This is a genomic window from Chryseobacterium sp. KBW03, from assembly GCF_003852415.1.
GTDB classification, from domain to species: Bacteria; Bacteroidota; Bacteroidia; order Flavobacteriales; family Weeksellaceae; genus Chryseobacterium; species Chryseobacterium viscerum.
Genome location: NZ_QAJO01000018.1, coordinates 60,927 through 77,766 on the forward strand (window position 1 = coordinate 60,927; position 16,840 = coordinate 77,766).

Here is a 16,840-nt window from a genome sequence, read left to right on the forward strand (position 1 = left end):
GGTGGAGGAGGAGTGTTAGAAAGCATATTTCATTACTATGCTACTGCTCTGATCTCCACTTGGTGTGTTCTCTATTTCCTGAAATCCTATTTTCTTGTACAAGTTGTACGCTTTATTATTTCCAGGAGTAACTTCTAAAATGATTTCAATATCATTAAACTTTTTACAGGCTTCATGAATAACAGCTTCAATCAATCCCTGACCAATATTTCTTCCCTGAAACTCTTTTTTTACATACATCTGGTAAATATTCCCGGTATTATTTTCATCTTTAACAAAAGTACAGATCCCTATAAGTTCCTGATCTGTAAAAGCGCCAAACACAAATCTTTCTGGGATCTGATCTTCAATATCGCTTTCCATTCGGAATTTTTCAATATTCAGGGCTTCCTGATAGTTTGCTCCAAAAGATTCAGGAAATTTTTCAAGGCTTTCCAGGCGGATGGTTCGGTAGTTTGTACTTTCTTCAGGAAGAAGTTTTCGATAGCTAATATTCATTATGGGTGATCTTGTTTGTCATTTTCATTGGTATTCCACTGCAAATATGTGGATTATTTTGAACTTCTTTTTAATATAAGTGATGGAATTTAAATAATTCTATTAAAATTTTAAAACCAGCCGATGCATTTGTAACAATTTCCATTTCATATAGTCTTATTATAAATACAACAGACATTTTTTTAATCAGAAAATCCTACACAAACTTTCTGGAAACTTGGAAAATGTCTGTTTTAGGGGAAAAATAAGTTGCTTTATTAGAATATTACCTTTTACGTAAAATAAAAGGCTTATCTCACAATAAGCATGATAAATTGTGTATATTTATAACACATATTGGGGAAAACAATACATAATAATAGATTTTTATCAACATATTTCAATGAAATATGGATAGGTAGGTATGTAGATTTAGGGAAAAGCGGTGGTGATGGGAAAAATTAATTTGATTCTTTTTAAGAATAATAAAATACAGTCAAAGAACATACAGAAAATACTAGCCTATACAATCTGCATGGGATTATTTCTATGTATGATTTCCTGCAGCCGTGATTCTCAGGATAAGGAAAGAGAAGATTTTGACATTTCTTTATCAACCCAAAGTTCAGAGCTGCAGTTATCCGGTGAATATGAAGCGCTAATCAGGCTTAACATAAAATATCTGAGAAAGGCCGGTAAAATGAAGTACAAAGCAGGCAAAGGCCTTTGCTATCTGAATATGGCTGGTGTGAATGTCTCTGCAGGAAATTATGAAAAAGCCCGCTTTTTTTTCAACAAAGCTGAAAAAGATCTGGAAAACTCTGAAAACACTTTTCATAAGGCAACATTCTATGATGATTACGGCCAATATTATTCTCATCTTAAATTAAATGAGAAGGCTATAGAATGTAATAATAAAGCGTTTTACTATTTAAAACAGGCAAAAAAAACAAAGCTTACCGATAAACTTCTTCCAAGACTGTATGTCAATAAAGGAATTTACTTTGCCCTGAAAGGTTGGTTGGGAACCTCTTTAAAATGCTTTACAAAAGCGAATATGCTGGAAAATTCTGCATATACCAATTGTATGGTTGCACAGTACTATTTATTTTTCCATCAGCCGGATTCTGCAGGAATATATATTGCACGGGCAGATGAAAAGATGCTGAGCCAGAAAACAACTGATGTGGAATCTCTTTGGGTCTATTACACGATGGGATATTACTATAATGATGTCAATAATAATGAGCAGGCTGAAAAAGCACTTAAGAAAGCACTGGAAATTAATATTAAAACAAGACGTACTTATTCTTCACACATAAAAGAGGTCTATAAGTCTCTTGCAGAATTGTATAAGAAAAAAAATGACGGAGGGAAGGCGTATTTTTATCTGAAGAAATATATGGAAGAGGAAAAGCGCTTTGATGCAGAACGATTTTCAGCGATGAATAAAGCTACGGAAGATTTCATCATGGAAATGAAGCAGGAATCGGACTGGCATAAGAATGATCTCCCATTGTTCATTGCATTGTCTATAACGGTTATTACAGTTTCGGGAGCCTACGTCCGAAAGATGATCAATGCTCTGAAATTGAAGAAAAATACTCTAAAGGAAGAAACAGATGAACTGAAAAATAATGTCCAGACAAAGCAGTTGGAAGAAGTGATTGAGCTTGCCAAACGGAATGATTCTTCTTTTTTGTTAAAATTCAAAGAGCTATATCCTGATTTTATAAAAGCCCTTCTGGAGATCAAACCAGATCTTGAAAATTCAGAACTGGCATTCTGTGCGATGTTAAAACTGAATTTTTCATCCAAAGAAATTGCAGATTATACGTTCGTACAGCACAGGTCTATCCAACAGAAAAAATACAGGATCAGGAAAAGACTGAATATCTCTGGAGAAACAGATATTTATGATTTTTTTGAAAATTTAGCGTAATCAATAAATGAATCACAATAAAAGGAGCAGGATTCTGTTTTATGAAAAGATTTTATTGTTGATCTCACATTGGAAGTAATTATATTTTGTACAAGAATTTAGCTTATATAGAGAATCACATGATGCGTATTTTTCTTTTTGTTTTACTTATTACTATCGTTTCGTGCCATTCTCATTCTAATAAAGAGGAGGAAAAGAAATTTGATGTTTCTTTGCTGAAGCAGAACGAGAAGTTCAGGCTTGCGGGAGAATATGACTCTTTAATCAATCTTAATAAGAGATATTATAAACAGGCTGATAAACTAAATTATGCAGACGGAAAGGCGCTTTGCTATATCAATCTGGCAGAGCTTAATATCTCACTTGAAAACTATCAGAAGGCCCAGATTCTTTTTGATAATGCAAAAGAAATCCTTGATCATTCGGAAGATAATATACATAAAGCCAGATTTTATAACGTTTACGGACGTTTCAATGTAGAACTCAGAAGGCTGGATAAAGCGTTTCAGTATAATAATGAAGCAATGAGCTTCATCCATAAAAGCGATACATCAGAACTCAAAAATGATCTTCTTTTCAGTATATATTTAAGACAAGCCCTTTATCTTATTGAAAAAAAAGAGTACGAAAAAGCCATTTACTATTTTCATAAGGCAAAAAGGTTAGATGATACTGGTCTTACAGAATGTGCTATGAGTGATTATGTCTATATGCATAAAAATAGGGACTCAGCCTATAAATATATAACTCTTGCTTATGACAAGGCCAATAAAAATGGTAAAGAAGACGGGATATCTCTGTATACCAATACGATTATGGGAGAATATTATATTACCTATAAACAATATGACAAAGCAGAAGAAGCTCTTAAAAAGGCGTTGAAAATCAGTGAGAAAACAAAACGGATCTATGCCTACTACAGTAAATATATTTATAACGATCTCAGAATATTATACGAACGTACAGGAGATAAAGAAAAAGCATACTTTTATCTGAAGGCGTATACCGATGCTTATTTTAAAACCAATACCTCTTTGCTGGCCACAATTAATCAGGATATGGAGGCATTTATTACCAATGCCCAAGAAGATACGGATAATAAAAGAAAGTATATATATAGGATTATTTTTTTGTCTATTGTTGCCCTTTCTCTATTGGGAATATATGCATGGACAATTATCAGTGCATTGGGAAAAAGAAAAAAAGTTCTTGATATAGAAGCGGAAAACCTGAAAATTCAGATGAATGATAACAAGCAGGAAGAAATTATAGAACTAGGTAAAAATAATGATCCCGAATTTTTGAATCGCTTCAAAGAAGTTTATCCAGGTTTTATAGATCAGCTTTTAGTAATCAATCCAGGTCTTGAAATTTCTGAACTGGTTTTTTGCGCTATGCTGAAGCTTCATTTTACCTCTAAGGAAATAGCAAGTTATACTCTGGTTCAGCACCGAACCGTCCAACAGAAAAAATACAGGATTAGAAAAAGACTCAATATTCCGGGAGAAACTGATATCTATCTTTTTTTTGATACGCTGAAATAATTCAAAAAAAAACTGTCTGACACATCAGGTCAGACAGTATTCGAAATATTCTCTTTTCACCACTCGGATTTTGTGTGGGTCTCTTGTGGGCAAATATCAAAATTTTTAATGGGAATGAGAAAAAAAACTCTACTACACAGGTACTACACTACATATTTTTAATTTTAATAAATTGGTATTCAGTTGTTTGTGTTTCTTGTTGAATTGAGCTTGTTAATTCATATAAATGCAGGCTAATGATGAATTAATACGCCGCTTTTCATCAGTCATCTTAAGATCTCTGCTCAGTAGGGCAATATGTTGCACCGTTTTGAATGAGCTTATTATCCCGTATTTCAGATTAGATTTTTAAGGGAACACTTTTCCTGATTTTATTCTGAGTAAATAACCTGATTTTATAATTTGTTGTAAGTTAACACTTTACGTTTGTGTTGTATCTGTGTAGTATCATGTTTTTTTCTAATTAATTGAATATATATGGCTTTTTAGATAGTTTTGTTTGTGAAATATTCATAGAAATATATGTTTTGATTGTTTTATAGTAATTTCTATTTGGATGCTGTCATTAATCAATTAATTCATATGTACTCTTTCTAAATCATATCAATTACACTTATTCACAATAATCTTTAAATAAATCTATGAAAAAAAGAATTTTATTTGTTTGCGCGTTAGCATCTTGTTTTACCGTTTTTAATGCTCAGAGATGGGAATCTGTCTCTCAAAAAACTTCGCAGATAAGAGAAGGAGTAGAAGTGCAACATTCTTACAGAGTAGACCTGAAGTCTCTTAGAGAAATACTTAAAAATGCTGAAGAAACAGGGAAAAATGCAAGACCTGTTATTATTTCTTTACCAACGGTAGAAGGAAAAATCGAAAAATTTGCAGTCTACAGCAATCCGGTAATGGATAAATCTCTGGTAGACAGATACCAGCTAGGTTCTTATGTAGGAGTTGGAGTAGATGATACTTCTAAATATTTGAGATTCAGTACTTCTCCTACAGATATGCAGTCAATGATCATCAAAGATGGAGTATTTCAATTTATAGAGCCTATAAGCGCCGATAAACAAACGTACGGTGTTTTCTACAAAACAAAAGAAAGTGGAGAACATGGCTTTACATGTGAGACTGGAGAGAAGCATATTGATGATATTGGAAAACTGGTTGCAAATGGTAAAAAACTGCTTTCAGGAGTAGGAATTACCCAAAGACCAACCAACACAAAATACAGAGATTTCAGGATGGCATTGTCTGTTACCGGAGAATACAGTCAATATCAATTAACAGCGGCAGGAACTCCCGCCAATGCTACCGATGATGTGAAAAAAGGGGTTGTTCTGGCGGCAATGAATAATACAATGACTCGTATAAATGGCGTTTTCGAACGTGATTTTGGAGCTCATTTAACGGTTCAGAATCTTCCGCAGCTTATCTATCTGGATGCTGCAACAGATCCTTATAGTAATGATTTAAATACTCAGTTACAGCAAACACTTACTTCTGTAGTAGGGAATGCGAATTATGATATTGGACATGTTCTTAATCAAAATGCAGAAAGAAGCGGAAATGCAGGAGGAATCGGTATTGTCTGTATAGATCCTGCTAGTAATACGGATAAACAAAAGGGATCGGCTTATACACAGGGGCCTGTACCGGCAGGAGATGTTTTTGACTTTACTGCGGCTCATGAAATGGGGCATCAGCTGGGAGCTAATCATACATTTTCAAATACTTCGGTTACAGATGCAAATCAGGGAGCGAATGTAGAAACCGGAGGAGGAACAACCATTATGGGATATGCCGGGATTACCTACGATAATGTTCAGGCTAATGCAGATGGCTATTTCCATTACAAATCAATTGATCAGGTATTGACTAATTTAGAAAATAAACTTAATTGTGGAGTTTCTCAAAATATCACTAATAATACAGCTCCTGCTATTAATCCTTTGGTGGCTTACAATATTCCTAAAGGAACTGCTTACTATCTGGAAGCTTCTGCTACAGATGCAGAAAATGATTCTGTGAATTATACATGGGAGCAAAATGATAGTACAGATGGATTTTCCACCATTTCAGGAGATAGCGGATGGGGATATAATCCTAAAGGAGCCTTGACAAGATCAATTCCTGGAACAGCTGACGGAAGAAGATATTTCCCTAAGTTAGAAACTGTGATGAACGGATCACTAACCAACAAGCAAAGTTGGGAAACTGTATCTTATATTCCTCGCGTATTGAATTATGCCGTGACAGTAAGAGATCAGAATCCGCAACGTTCTATGGTCTCCAGTTCTACAACGACCGTTGCAGTAAAAAATGATGGCCCTTTCAAATTCAATGGACTTACGGCATCTTCTGTGTTGTATAATGATGCGATGAACACGATATATTGGGATGTTGCCAATACCAACGCCGCTCCTTATAATACGGCCAGTGTAAAAATTGATTATACTACAAATAACGGAGTTACATGGACAGATCTGGTTGCTGCAACGCCCAATACCGGAAGTTATAATGTACAAATGCCGGGTAATCTAAGTGGAACAGTTAAACTAAGAGTATCAGCCATAGGGAATATATTTTATGCAGTGTCACCTGCTGTTACTGTAGGAAATGCTCCTACGTCTTCTACGTCAGCACCTACAGGAATTTCTACCATAGATACTGAAGTTTTCAAAACAACAGCAAGAGTTTCATGGAACAGTGTTCCGGGGGCTACTTATTCTGTTAATTATAGAAAAGCAGGGACTGTAAACTGGTCTAATGCGACTAGTCAGGCAAATTCTGTGGTACTGAATAACTTAGAAGACGAAACGAATTATGAAGTACAGGTGGCAGCTGTAGTCAATTCAGCGCCTGGAGCTTTTTCCAATAATTATACATTTAAAACAAAAGGGTTAATAACAGGAGTTGATTACTGCGTACTAAGCTCAGGATCCCCTTACTTAGGAGCAATATTAAAAGTGGCGGTTGCCAATATTGATTATACTGATGCTACAGCAAGATCTTATAAAGATTTAAGCGAAGATCCTACTAAGATTGTTAATTTGACGCAAGGTAATACATATACTATTGCACCTAGAATAGGAAACCTGTTGCAAAGCGGTATGCAGGTAAACGTGTCTGCATGGATTGATTACAACAGAAACGGAATTTTCGAAGTATCGGAAAGAATTGCTCAGGCATCCGGTGGAGCCCCTGCAGGTAATGTTGGGATGGGTAACATTAGCTTTACAGTTCCAGCAGCTACTTATTCCGGAGATAAATTACTAAGGATGAGAATTGTAGGTAAGTTTTCCAACACAGCTCTGAATGATGTTTGCGGTGAAATTCCAAGTCAGGCAGGAGGGGTTATGGATCTTCCCGTGAAAATTACGGCGAATACTCTTGCTGTGAGAGAAATAACAGACACAAAATCATCAGAAATATCTATTTACCCTAACCCGGCAGATACATTTGTAGAAGTGAAAAACCTAAAGGGTAAAGCTGATTACAAAATCTATAGTGCAGAGGGAAGACTTGTTCAGGAAGGAAAACTTGACGGACAAAGAATCAATGTTGCTTCACTGGTAAAAGGAATGTATGTGATCACCATAAAAGATGACAAAAACACTTATAACACCAAATTAATTAAAAAATAAAAAACAGAAATGAATCTCCGGATCAGGATCTAAAAGCGGAGAGAAAAAAGATTTATTTTATTTAACTAAAGAAGGATGTCTCCGATTGGAGACAGCCTTTTGTTTATTATGAATTTAAATGACCATTAAAAAAATCAAGCATGGTTGTTAATGATTTTTCAGAATGCATTCGCTCTCCGTTTTCAAGGGATTCCTGTGTGGCAATAGCAGCTCTCTTGCGCATATTGTTTTCGTAGTCAGAAATAGCTTCCTGTAAAGAGGAGTACCTGTTATCCGTTAAATATTCACTCAATTCAAGAGCATCCAGCATAGCCATATTGGCACCTTCTCCTGCAAATGGCGGCATTACATGCGCGGCATCTCCTATTAGCGTTATATTGGGCTGGGCTTCCCAGGTCTGATCCAAAGGCATATAATAAATAAGGCGTGGAATAAAAGGAGCCGTCGCATTTTCAAAAAGTTCATCCCAGATTGGACTCCATTCAGAGTACTCTGTTTTAAACCACTTCAATACCTGTGTAGTATCGGAAAAGTCGATACCGCTGTTGACCACCCAGTTTTCGTCTGTTTTAAAGCTTGCATAAAATCCAAGATCCCCATTTCCTTTCTGGCCGAGTAAAATATTTTTAGTATTTCCAAAGGCCATTATCTTTCCACCTTTAATCATCGCATCAATCTGAGGCGCATTTTCTTTTGAAATATTTCCTTCCAGCATGATCACTCCGGAATAAAAAGGTTTAATATCAGTAAGATAGGGGCGTATTTTAGAATTGGCTCCATCACCGGCAATAACAAGGTCTGCATATACTGAATTTCCGTTTTTGAAATGCAGCAACCAACCTTCACCCTGACGTTCCATCGAGAGAAAATGACTGTCCCAGACTACAGTTTCGGGATGTAGGGATTTCAGAAGCATATTTCTTAACGGACCGCGGTCTATTTCAGGACGAAAATGTTCGTGCCCGAAATCCTCTTCAGGTTTAGTTTCATGATCATTAAAGAATATTTCTGCCTTTTCATTGAGAATCAAAGTTCTGTCTGCACCAGGACGGAAAGTCTTTTTAAACTCTTCCAGCAGTTCTGCCTTACGTATAGCTGCCAGCCCTGAATCTTCATGCATATCGAGAGGGGAACCCTGTACCCGTGCATATTGATTAAAGTCTCTTTCATATACTTTTACATGGGCGCCTTTTAGTTGTAAAAGTCTTGCCAGCGTAAGTCCTGCCGGACCACCACCAACGATTGCTATTGCTTTATTTTCTATCAGCATTTTTAATTTAAATTTTACAATGCAAATTTATTTTCCTTTCAACACTGATAATAGTACAAATCGGTCGTTTTTATTTTTGGATAATTCTTTAGGGGCAACTCCTGAAAATTTCTTCACTTCTTTGATGAAATGATTCTGATCGGTGTAGTTGAGCTCAGGAAAAAGTCTTCCCTGTGCAATATGTTCCAATGATGCCCTGAAACGCAATATAGTAGAGTAGGCCTTCAATGATAAACCCAGCTGTTTGGTAAAATACCGGTTGATCTGCCTGCTGCTCCAGCCCGTTTTCTCAGACAGCTCCAGCACGCTCATTTCTCCTTTTGAAGCATAAATCAAATCAAAAAGTTTACGTTTTCTTTCATCCACTTTTTGAGGAAGGAGATCTTTTATTTTTTGAATTGCTTTTAAACAGGAAGCATCAAAATCCTTTATATCATCAGCGTTAAAATTCCAGAAATCAGAAGAGAGTTCTTTTCCAATATTTAATAAATCTGCGATGGAAGTCTGTAAAATATACTCAACAGCAAGAGGTTTGAAACTGACAACAAAAGCAAGGGTATGGGGATGAATATACCTTTGTTCAGGATACGTTTCCAAGCCGAGAAGGGTAATGTGGAAAGGTTCGGAAGCCGACTGTGAGAAAAATAGATCTATTCTTCCGTCGGGAATAATGACAACTTCTTTAGCTTCATCGGAAAGATTCTGAAAAGTTCCCAGATTTTCTACAAAATCAGCGATCTCTTTATCGGGCTCGATGAAATGATAATAGAAGTCATTGTCCATAAGTATTGCTTGCAGAAGACTGCTTTTTAATGAAGAAAATTACAAAATTTGAGATAAACCAGCAAGCCCAATAAAAATTCATAATGATATCTGGTCATCCGTTTTACCGAAGATAAAATTCTTGCGTTTTAAAACTAGTAAATAGAATTAAAAATAAACCCGGACTATAAAAAATATAGCCCAGGTTTCCACAAGATTAAAAAATATATTAAAAACGGTTAAAATGAATACCCTACAGAAGCCATTACATTTCTGGGCGCTCCCGGGAAAGCCCGCGTATAATCAAAACCACCCAGGAAATAGTACCTGTCAAAAATATTGTTGATATTCACAGACATTTTCATCTTTCCGATATGGTAATATACTGCTGCATTTACAGTGGTATAAGAAGGCCATTCTCCCCAAAGTGCATTTCCGGCACTATCTTTTCCGATGCTGTTGTCCATACGTCTGGTATCTACATAATAAACTCCGGCTCCGAATCCCAATCCTTTCAAAGCAGTCGTTGAAAACACATATTTCAGCCACATGCTTGCCATATTTTTAGGAGCCCCGGGTAAAGCCTGGCCTACTTCTGAAGCAATAGAAGATGATTTTACTTCAGTCTGATTGTAGGTGTAATTTCCCATGATCTGAAATTCTTTGGTCAACTGTCCGCGGATATCCAGCTCAACCCCTTTTGATACAGCTTGCCCTGATTGTCTGTAAACTGGAAAGCCGGTTGTACTGATTTCACCTGTAGCGATCAGCATATTTCGGCGTTCAATCTGAAAGAGAGAAAGGTCCATCTGCAGTTGATTCTTAAAAAAGCCGGTTTTAAGACCTGTTTCAATCTGCAAACTATGCTCTGCTGTAAAAGGTTTATCCGCTCCGTAATCCTGATAATTCTGAATAAAATTGGCTCCCACAGGGGCAAAACCCTGAGAGTAGCTTGCAAAGTAATTGATCTGATCATTGATCTGATACGTCAGCCCGATACGGGGCAGCCATGCATTTTGTGTGGCACTGTAGCGGTTGGCAGAATTGATGGTTTCAGAATAATAATGCTCATGACGCAATCCTACAACAAGCTTCAGTTTTTCCGCGAATGAAATCTGATCCTGCACATAAATTCCTGTTGTTTTATAAGGGCTTAAAAATGGATAACTGCCCTGTGCCAGCCATACATAATTACTGAGATCATGCGTGGTATACGTAGGATTATTAAGGTCAAATGTAAGAGGAACTGTTTTTCCGTCTATTTTCTGCTGTCTGGCTTCACGCTGTTGGTTGTTGCTGTCTCCTTCATATTGTGCATAATCTACTCCGGCTATAAGATGATGTTTGATGATATTTCCGGTGGGGTCCCATTTCAGATACACTACAGAATTATCTGTATAGTCTTTTCCATGGCGGTCAAAGAAGCGCATATTCATAATCGTATTGTTGGGCGCATCGGCGTAGCTGTTCAAGGTGCGGTGTTCATTGACGTCTTCCTGATAAACCGACTTCATATAGCTGGCATTCAATGAAAGATTATGTGTAAGTCTCTGGCTTACTCTTGCACTGAAAGAGAAAGATTTTGTGTTGTAAAAATCTGAAGGCTGGCTCAACGTAAAAGAGCGGGGCAGAGCATAGAAATCATTGTTCCTAAGACCCATTCCACGGTCCAGATATCCATGAAACTGATCGTACACAAGATCTATGTCTACCTGGGTTCCATCCAGTGGTTTGAAAGTAAAAGAGGGAGCAATCATAAAGTTCTTTTGCTGATTGACATTCCGGAACGTTTTGCTGTCTTCATAGCCTGCATTCAGACGGTACAGGATTTTCTTATCCTTATCCAATGGTCCGCCAAGATCAATACTTGTACGGACTGTCTGAAAGCTTCCCACCGAAAAATTCACTGATCCTTTCTGGGCTTCCAGCGGTTTTTTTGTGACCATATTGATGGTTCCACCAGGAGTAATGTCACCGAATAAAGAGGCTCCCGGACCTTTTAAAACAGAAACACTTTCCAGATTAATCGTCAGAGGAGAACGGTAGTAGCTGTTTCCATAGCTGTACCCTGAACGAAGTCCGTTCACGAGACGGATTCCGGTTTCATAACCGCTTTTAAACCCCCGAATGATAAGATCATCATAAGAAGAAGCGGTCGTTACGCCTGCCAAATCCTGTGCCACTTCGCGCGTTGTATAAGCCTGTTTGTCTTCCATAAACTCGCTGCTTACAATAGAAACCGACTGTGGAAGATCTTTTAAGTTTCCTGAAAATTTCCCACCCAGTTCAAGATTATTCGTAAGGTAAGAATTGTTTCTGCGGGCAGTGACCAGAATTTCCTGAATATTGGTTTGATTTTCTGCCAGACGAATAATAATCCCTTTTTTATCATCATAAGAAAGAGAATCCAGGGTGATATGAGAGCCGGAATATCCTTTAGCATCAATCGTAAGCTGAGCCGGATACTGAACCTGATTTTCAAATGTAAAACTACCGTCTTTACCTGTGGTAGCAGTTGTTCCCTGATTCAAGGAAATGATGGCTTGGGAAATTATTTTTCCCTCCTGGTTCAAAACTTTTCCAAAAACAGGATGTATTTCCTGTGCCGATAAGGCAAAAGGAAGTAAGAGCATCATACCGTTGATGTATAATACTTTCTTTGTTGTATTCATGTATATTTTCTCTGTATTATTTATTTTTCTCTGAAATCATCAGCTCCATGTGCAAAGTAGGATAGGTTCCTTCATAGCAGGATTTGAGAAGTCTGAAGCCCTGTTTCAGCCAATATTCATAGGCTCCTTTAAGGAAAGGATGAGTGTGCAGGTACAGACGTCTGATATTTTTTTCCTGAGCCGTTTTTACAAGTTCCTGAAATAGCCGGGTAGCAATACCAGCTCTTCTGTAATCAGGGTTAACGAATAATCTCGCTACTTCTACAGTTCTCATTTGATCAATATCCAAGTGAGAGAACCGATAGTCATAGGGCATCATTCCGATCACTCCTATAAGTTTTCCCTCCGTTGTACGAGCCTGTATAAAGGACCCGGATGGAGCGTGAAGGTAATTCTGTTCAAAATTAACCAGATCTTTGGGAACGATCAGCGGATCAAGCAAAGGATACAGCTGGCGCCTGAATTCCATCACATAAGGAAGTACTTCAAATACATGATAGTCTTCTACTTTCGATATTGTTATTTCTTCATTGTTTTTCATATATTTTTATTTTAATTGAGGGGCAAACATTGGAGTTCCGTTGTTGTCTAAAGCCAGTAAAGGAACCTCATAAGTATCTTCAAGAAGCCGTTGCAGTTCGTCTGTTTCCATAGACTGAACAGAAACCAGCTCATGATGACGCATGACAAAAAAATCATCCCCAAACAGGAAAGCGAGATTAGGATCATGCATCACACACAAAACAGTAGTTCCTTCATTCACCAACTGGCGGATGACTTCCAGTACTGCGACCTGATAATGAAGGTCGAGATGGTTGGTGGGTTCATCTAGCATCAGCACGTCAGGTTTTTGAACCAATATTCGGCATAACAATACCAACTGACGTTCACCACCGGAAAGAGAAGTGTAAGGTTTGTCTTTTAAGTGGATTAAATTAAGTTTCCGAAGGATCGCTTCAACCTCTTTATAGTCTGCCTTTCCAGGGGAAAATCTTGAAAATGAAGCCCGCCCTGTCAGGATTACATCAAATACGGTAAACGGAAAAGTAGTCTGATGAAACTGGGTTAAAAATCCCAGACGGAGAGGAAATGACGTTCCTGTTTTTATTTTTCTTCGTTCTTTATTGCCAATACATACGCTTCCTGTGTATTTTTTTTCCAGTCCTGCAATGATCTTGAATAAGGTTGATTTTCCGCTTCCGTTTCTTCCCAAAATGACGGAAAGTCTGCCTTTTTTAAAGTCTGCCTTTACATTTTTCAGTACTTCTTCTTTTCCGTAGCAAAAAGAAAGCTGTTCAAGAGAGATTATATTTTTCATGAGTTCCAGTTTATAGCATTTCGACACATCAGATAGATGAAAATAGGGGCTCCGATAATCATGGTAAAAACCCCGATCGGGATCTCAAAAGGCATTACAGTACGGGAAAAATCATCAATTAATAATAAAAATGTGCCACCGATACTGATGTTGGCCCAGACCGTGATTGTATTATTGGGTCCGAAAATCATTCTGCTGATATGGGGAACAATCAATCCAAACAAACTGATTACCCCTACAGCAGCCACTGATGAGGCGGTGATCATTGTCGCTACAGCCATCAGGATAAGTTTAAAAAGAGTAGGATTTACGCCCACTGCCATGGCTTCATGATCTCCCAGTGCCAGAAGATTCAGTTTCCAGCGAAGCATAATAATCACAAATAATCCGATAAGAATCGGAAATATTGCCATATGTACTTTTTGCCATGAAGCGGTATGGAGATTTCCCATAGTCCACTGTACAATGGCCTGCAGTTTATAAGGATCACTCAGATATTGCAGAACCGTCAGCAGCGCTGTAAATACCCCTGATACGATCATTCCCGCGAGAACCATACTTATAATAGAAGTTTTGGCTCCGGAATAAGAAACAAGGAACGTAATAACTACCGCTGCGACTCCAAAAATAAAAGCCGAAAGATTGACTGCCATCACCGGGAACAACATCGCCAATGCTGCTCCAAATGCAGAACCTGAAGAGATTCCCAGGGTAAAGGGATCCACAATCGGATTCCTGAAAACAGCCTGAAGCACTCCTCCGGAAGAGGCCAGCGAAGCGCCCACCAAAAAAGTAAGGACAATTCTTGGAAGGCGTACCTGCCATAAAATTGTGTGCAAACTTCCCTGTATAATAGGTTCATTTTTAGAAATCCCCAATTCCAGGGCGATATGATAGAACAGTTCTCCCAAACCTATATTCTCACTGGAACCTATCATTAAAGAAACGAATCCCAATATAAGAGGCAGAAAGATTAATATGAAAACTATTTTACTGTTTTTCACCATTAGAGTAATCCTTTTTTACCATAGATGATTTCAAAAGCTTTTTTCACATCCTGATCCAGCTGTTCCTGAGTATATTCCGGCATGCACCAGTGACGGAGCTGCTTGGCAAACAGCATAAATTTTACTGTATGCGGATCATAAGGAAATGAAGGCGACATGACAAATACCTGTTTGTTTTTTACAGCGGGAAGTGCAGCCAGCTCTTTAAGACTGTACACATCCGACAGTTTGGAATTCCAAAGGATAATCAAATCAGGATTCCATTTATACATTGTTTCTGCGCTGATATTCGGTGCTTCTATTGGAACCGTGCATGCATTTTGAGCTCCGGCCAGCGTGATGGCCATATCGATGAGGCTTCCTTTCCCGGAAGTAGACATGATCCGTCCTTTTGACCAGGCATAATAAATCTTTTTAGGTGATGTTTCATGAGTGGCTCTCATTTTTTTCACTTCTTCAGAAACATATCCTGTAATTTCTTCTGCGCGTTTTTGCTTTCCAAGAAGTTTCCCTACATTTTTCAACTCTTCCAGAATTTTTTCATCATTTAAAGAAGAAAAAGTAAACACGGGAATACCAAGATTTTCAATTTGGCTGATATTGTCTTCGTCTGTGCTAAAAGTCAATACCAAATCAGGTTTCAGCCCTACTATGCTTTCTGCGTTGCTGGATTGTCCGCCAAAAGTAGGAGTTGCAATGCTTTTATTTTTAATTCGCTTATCCAGTTTAGAAAGGAATTGATATGTATCTTCCATTTCATAGATCTGCTGTGGAATTCCTACAATTTTGTCACCCGCCTGAAGCATATAAACATCATCAACAAGAGCATTGTATAAGATGACAACGCGCATGGCTTCATGGGGAAGAGTGATGGTTTTGCCTCTGCTGTCGGTTGCAGTGACCTGGGTGTTGGATACATTTCCTTTGTGCTCAGAGTCTTTTGGGGTATTGCAGCTTTGCAGGAGAATAAGCAATGCGGAAAGACTTGTTATCAAAAAACTTTTAATTTTCATGTGCTTTATTTTTTGCCAGATAACGTAACGATTGGGAGGATAATAACTGATTGTCTGTAAGCTCAATTCGTGTCCCATATCTTGCGGATAATTGCTCGTATAAGCGTCCATCGTAAGGAACCGCAAATTGTTGCTGACGGATTAAAAATATCGGCAGATGCTGGTTTCCGATAAAGTAGCAGAAGTCTGCTGCTTCAGCATCATTTTTTGCAGAGAAACATATTGTAAGGCATGTTTTGATTTTAACCATAGCGATGAGCTGATCATTGCTGTATAAATGTTCTCCGTGACCCCATTCTTTTCTGTTCTCTAACCTCAGTTCCAAAATCTGCCCGGATTTTGTAGTCCGGGTCAGTTTTTGTTTTTTATTTTCAAACCATTCGATTTCCAGGGTATCAGGGTGCAGTTCATTCAGATTTTCACCTGCTTTCACTTGATCTATTACGATTGGCGATGTGGTATTCATAAGTTTAAGCTTCCTGAGCAGCGCTTTCTTTTTTCAGTTTTACTTTCTCTTTCAGCCAGTTGCACCATTCGTCAATTCCGTCTCCGTTTAAGGTGCTGATGGTCATCACTTCCAGATTAGGGTTCACCTCATGGGCATCTTTTGTTACAGCTTCTACAGAGAAGGGAACATAGGGAAGCAAATCAGCTTTGGAAACAAGCATCAGTTCACTGGTTAAAAACATACGCGGATATTTTTTAGGCTTGTCATCTCCTTCTGTAGAGGCCAGAAGGGTTACACGGTAATCTTCTCCAAGGTCAAAAGCAGATGGACAAAGAAGATTTCCTACATTTTCTATGAATAATAAATCCACTCCTTCCAGGTCAATATGATCCAGAGCCTGCAGAATCATCTGCGCTTCAATATGACACATTCCACCTGTTACGATTTGCAGCGCATTGATTCCAGCTTCACGCATTCTGATAGCATCGCGCTCGGTTTCTGGATCTCCGACAAGAATGGAGATGTTAAGATCCTGGGCCAGTCGTTTTCCTGTTTCCTGCATTAAGGTGGTTTTTCCGGAACCCGGTGATGAGCATACATTGATGACGCAAATGTCTTTTAATCGTTCTCTGATGGCTTTGGCTACAAAATCATTAGCCTTTAATAAATGAAGGGTTGTATTATCACATTGAACGGAACCTATACGGTTTCCTAAACTTTTTGGATTAGCTGTTGACATA

The 16,840-nt window shown here is 38.0% G+C and carries 13 protein-coding genes; 3 read left to right on the forward strand and 10 right to left on the reverse strand.

Annotated features, from left to right (window positions below; all coding sequences use genetic code 11):
* Positions 1-15: 15 nt before the first annotated feature.
* Positions 16-498, reverse strand: a complete 483-nt coding sequence (locus DBR39_RS23745) for a GNAT family N-acetyltransferase (RefSeq protein WP_124537141.1) — start codon at positions 496-498, stop codon at positions 16-18.
* 430 nt (positions 499-928) lie between these two features.
* Here DBR39_RS23745 and DBR39_RS23750 point away from each other — a divergent pair, with 430 nt between their 5' ends.
* From DBR39_RS23750 to DBR39_RS23760, 3 genes are all read left to right on the forward strand, one after another.
* Positions 929-2,419 (forward strand): tetratricopeptide repeat protein, encoded by a 1,491-nt coding sequence (locus DBR39_RS23750; RefSeq protein WP_124537142.1) that lies wholly within the window; start codon positions 929-931, stop codon positions 2,417-2,419.
* Between the two features lie 119 nt (positions 2,420-2,538).
* Entirely contained in the window at positions 2,539-3,963 is a 1,425-nt protein-coding gene (locus DBR39_RS23755) for a tetratricopeptide repeat protein (RefSeq protein WP_124537143.1), read from the forward strand.
* Between the two features lie 641 nt (positions 3,964-4,604).
* Entirely contained in the window at positions 4,605-7,610 is a 3,006-nt protein-coding gene (locus DBR39_RS23760; RefSeq protein WP_124537144.1) for a reprolysin-like metallopeptidase, read from the forward strand.
* Positions 7,611-7,716: 106 nt separating this feature from the next.
* Here the strand turns inward: DBR39_RS23760 and DBR39_RS23765 are convergent, their stop codons facing one another.
* The 9 genes from DBR39_RS23765 to hypB all read right to left on the reverse strand — a co-directional run bounded on the left by DBR39_RS23765 (position 7,717) and on the right by hypB (position 16,839).
* Entirely contained in the window at positions 7,717-8,880 is a 1,164-nt protein-coding gene (locus tag DBR39_RS23765) for an FAD-dependent oxidoreductase (RefSeq protein WP_124537145.1), read from the reverse strand.
* 27 nt (positions 8,881-8,907) lie between these two features.
* The gene (locus DBR39_RS23770; RefSeq protein WP_124537146.1) at positions 8,908-9,663 is read right to left on the reverse strand and encodes a helix-turn-helix domain-containing protein; all 756 of its coding nucleotides are present in this window, start codon (positions 9,661-9,663) and stop codon (positions 8,908-8,910) included.
* 218 nt (positions 9,664-9,881) lie between these two features.
* Positions 9,882-12,314 (reverse strand): TonB-dependent siderophore receptor, encoded by a 2,433-nt coding sequence (locus tag DBR39_RS23775; RefSeq protein WP_124537147.1) that lies wholly within the window; start codon positions 12,312-12,314, stop codon positions 9,882-9,884.
* 16 nt (positions 12,315-12,330) lie between these two features.
* On the reverse strand, positions 12,331-12,855 hold the full coding sequence (locus tag DBR39_RS23780) for a GNAT family N-acetyltransferase (protein ID WP_124537148.1): 525 nt from the start codon (positions 12,853-12,855) through the stop codon (positions 12,331-12,333).
* A 6-nt stretch (positions 12,856-12,861) separates the two neighbouring features.
* Positions 12,862-13,632, reverse strand: coding sequence for an ABC transporter ATP-binding protein (locus DBR39_RS23785; protein WP_124537149.1), 771 nt, complete (start codon positions 13,630-13,632; stop codon positions 12,862-12,864).
* Complete coding sequence (locus DBR39_RS23790) at positions 13,629-14,639, reverse strand: iron ABC transporter permease (protein WP_185147255.1); 1,011 nt, start codon at positions 14,637-14,639, stop codon at positions 13,629-13,631. Before DBR39_RS23790 ends, DBR39_RS23785 begins: the two co-directional genes overlap by 4 nt.
* Complete coding sequence (locus DBR39_RS23795; RefSeq protein ID WP_124537150.1) at positions 14,639-15,652, reverse strand: ABC transporter substrate-binding protein; 1,014 nt, start codon at positions 15,650-15,652, stop codon at positions 14,639-14,641. Before DBR39_RS23795 ends, DBR39_RS23790 begins: the two co-directional genes overlap by 1 nt.
* Positions 15,642-16,118 carry an urease accessory protein UreE gene (locus DBR39_RS23800; protein ID WP_185147256.1) on the reverse strand — a complete coding sequence of 159 codons (477 nt, stop codon included), beginning with the start codon at positions 16,116-16,118 and terminating at the stop codon, positions 15,642-15,644. The genes DBR39_RS23795 and DBR39_RS23800 overlap by 11 nt, the downstream gene beginning before the upstream one ends.
* A gap of 4 nt (positions 16,119-16,122) precedes the next feature.
* A complete protein-coding gene (gene hypB / locus DBR39_RS23805) occupies positions 16,123-16,839 on the reverse strand; it encodes a hydrogenase nickel incorporation protein HypB (RefSeq protein ID WP_124537151.1) in 717 nt (238 codons plus the stop codon).
* Position 16,840 lies beyond the last annotated feature (1 nt).

Bases quoted from the DNA above. Each gene is read 5' to 3' on its own strand.
- DBR39_RS23785 (WP_124537149.1), bottom strand. From the start codon at position 13,632: ATGAAAAATATAATCTCTCTTGAACAGCTTTCTTTTTGCTACGGAAAA.
- DBR39_RS23745 (WP_124537141.1), bottom strand. From the start codon at position 498: ATGAATATTAGCTATCGAAAACTTCTTCCTGAAGAAAGTACAAACTAC.
- DBR39_RS23755 (WP_124537143.1), top strand. From the start codon at position 2,539: ATGATGCGTATTTTTCTTTTTGTTTTACTTATTACTATCGTTTCGTGC.
- DBR39_RS23780 (WP_124537148.1), bottom strand. From the start codon at position 12,855: ATGAAAAACAATGAAGAAATAACAATATCGAAAGTAGAAGACTATCAT.
- DBR39_RS23770 (WP_124537146.1), bottom strand. From the start codon at position 9,663: ATGGACAATGACTTCTATTATCATTTCATCGAGCCCGATAAAGAGATC.
- DBR39_RS23790 (WP_185147255.1), bottom strand. From the start codon at position 14,639: ATGGTGAAAAACAGTAAAATAGTTTTCATATTAATCTTTCTGCCTCTT.
- hypB (WP_124537151.1), bottom strand. From the start codon at position 16,839: ATGTCAACAGCTAATCCAAAAAGTTTAGGAAACCGTATAGGTTCCGTT.
- DBR39_RS23775 (WP_124537147.1), bottom strand. From the start codon at position 12,314: ATGAATACAACAAAGAAAGTATTATACATCAACGGTATGATGCTCTTA.
- DBR39_RS23750 (WP_124537142.1), top strand. From the start codon at position 929: ATGGGAAAAATTAATTTGATTCTTTTTAAGAATAATAAAATACAGTCA.
- DBR39_RS23800 (WP_185147256.1), bottom strand. From the start codon at position 16,118: ATGAATACCACATCGCCAATCGTAATAGATCAAGTGAAAGCAGGTGAA.
- DBR39_RS23795 (WP_124537150.1), bottom strand. From the start codon at position 15,652: ATGAAAATTAAAAGTTTTTTGATAACAAGTCTTTCCGCATTGCTTATT.
- DBR39_RS23760 (WP_124537144.1), top strand. From the start codon at position 4,605: ATGAAAAAAAGAATTTTATTTGTTTGCGCGTTAGCATCTTGTTTTACC.
- DBR39_RS23765 (WP_124537145.1), bottom strand. From the start codon at position 8,880: ATGCTGATAGAAAATAAAGCAATAGCAATCGTTGGTGGTGGTCCGGCA.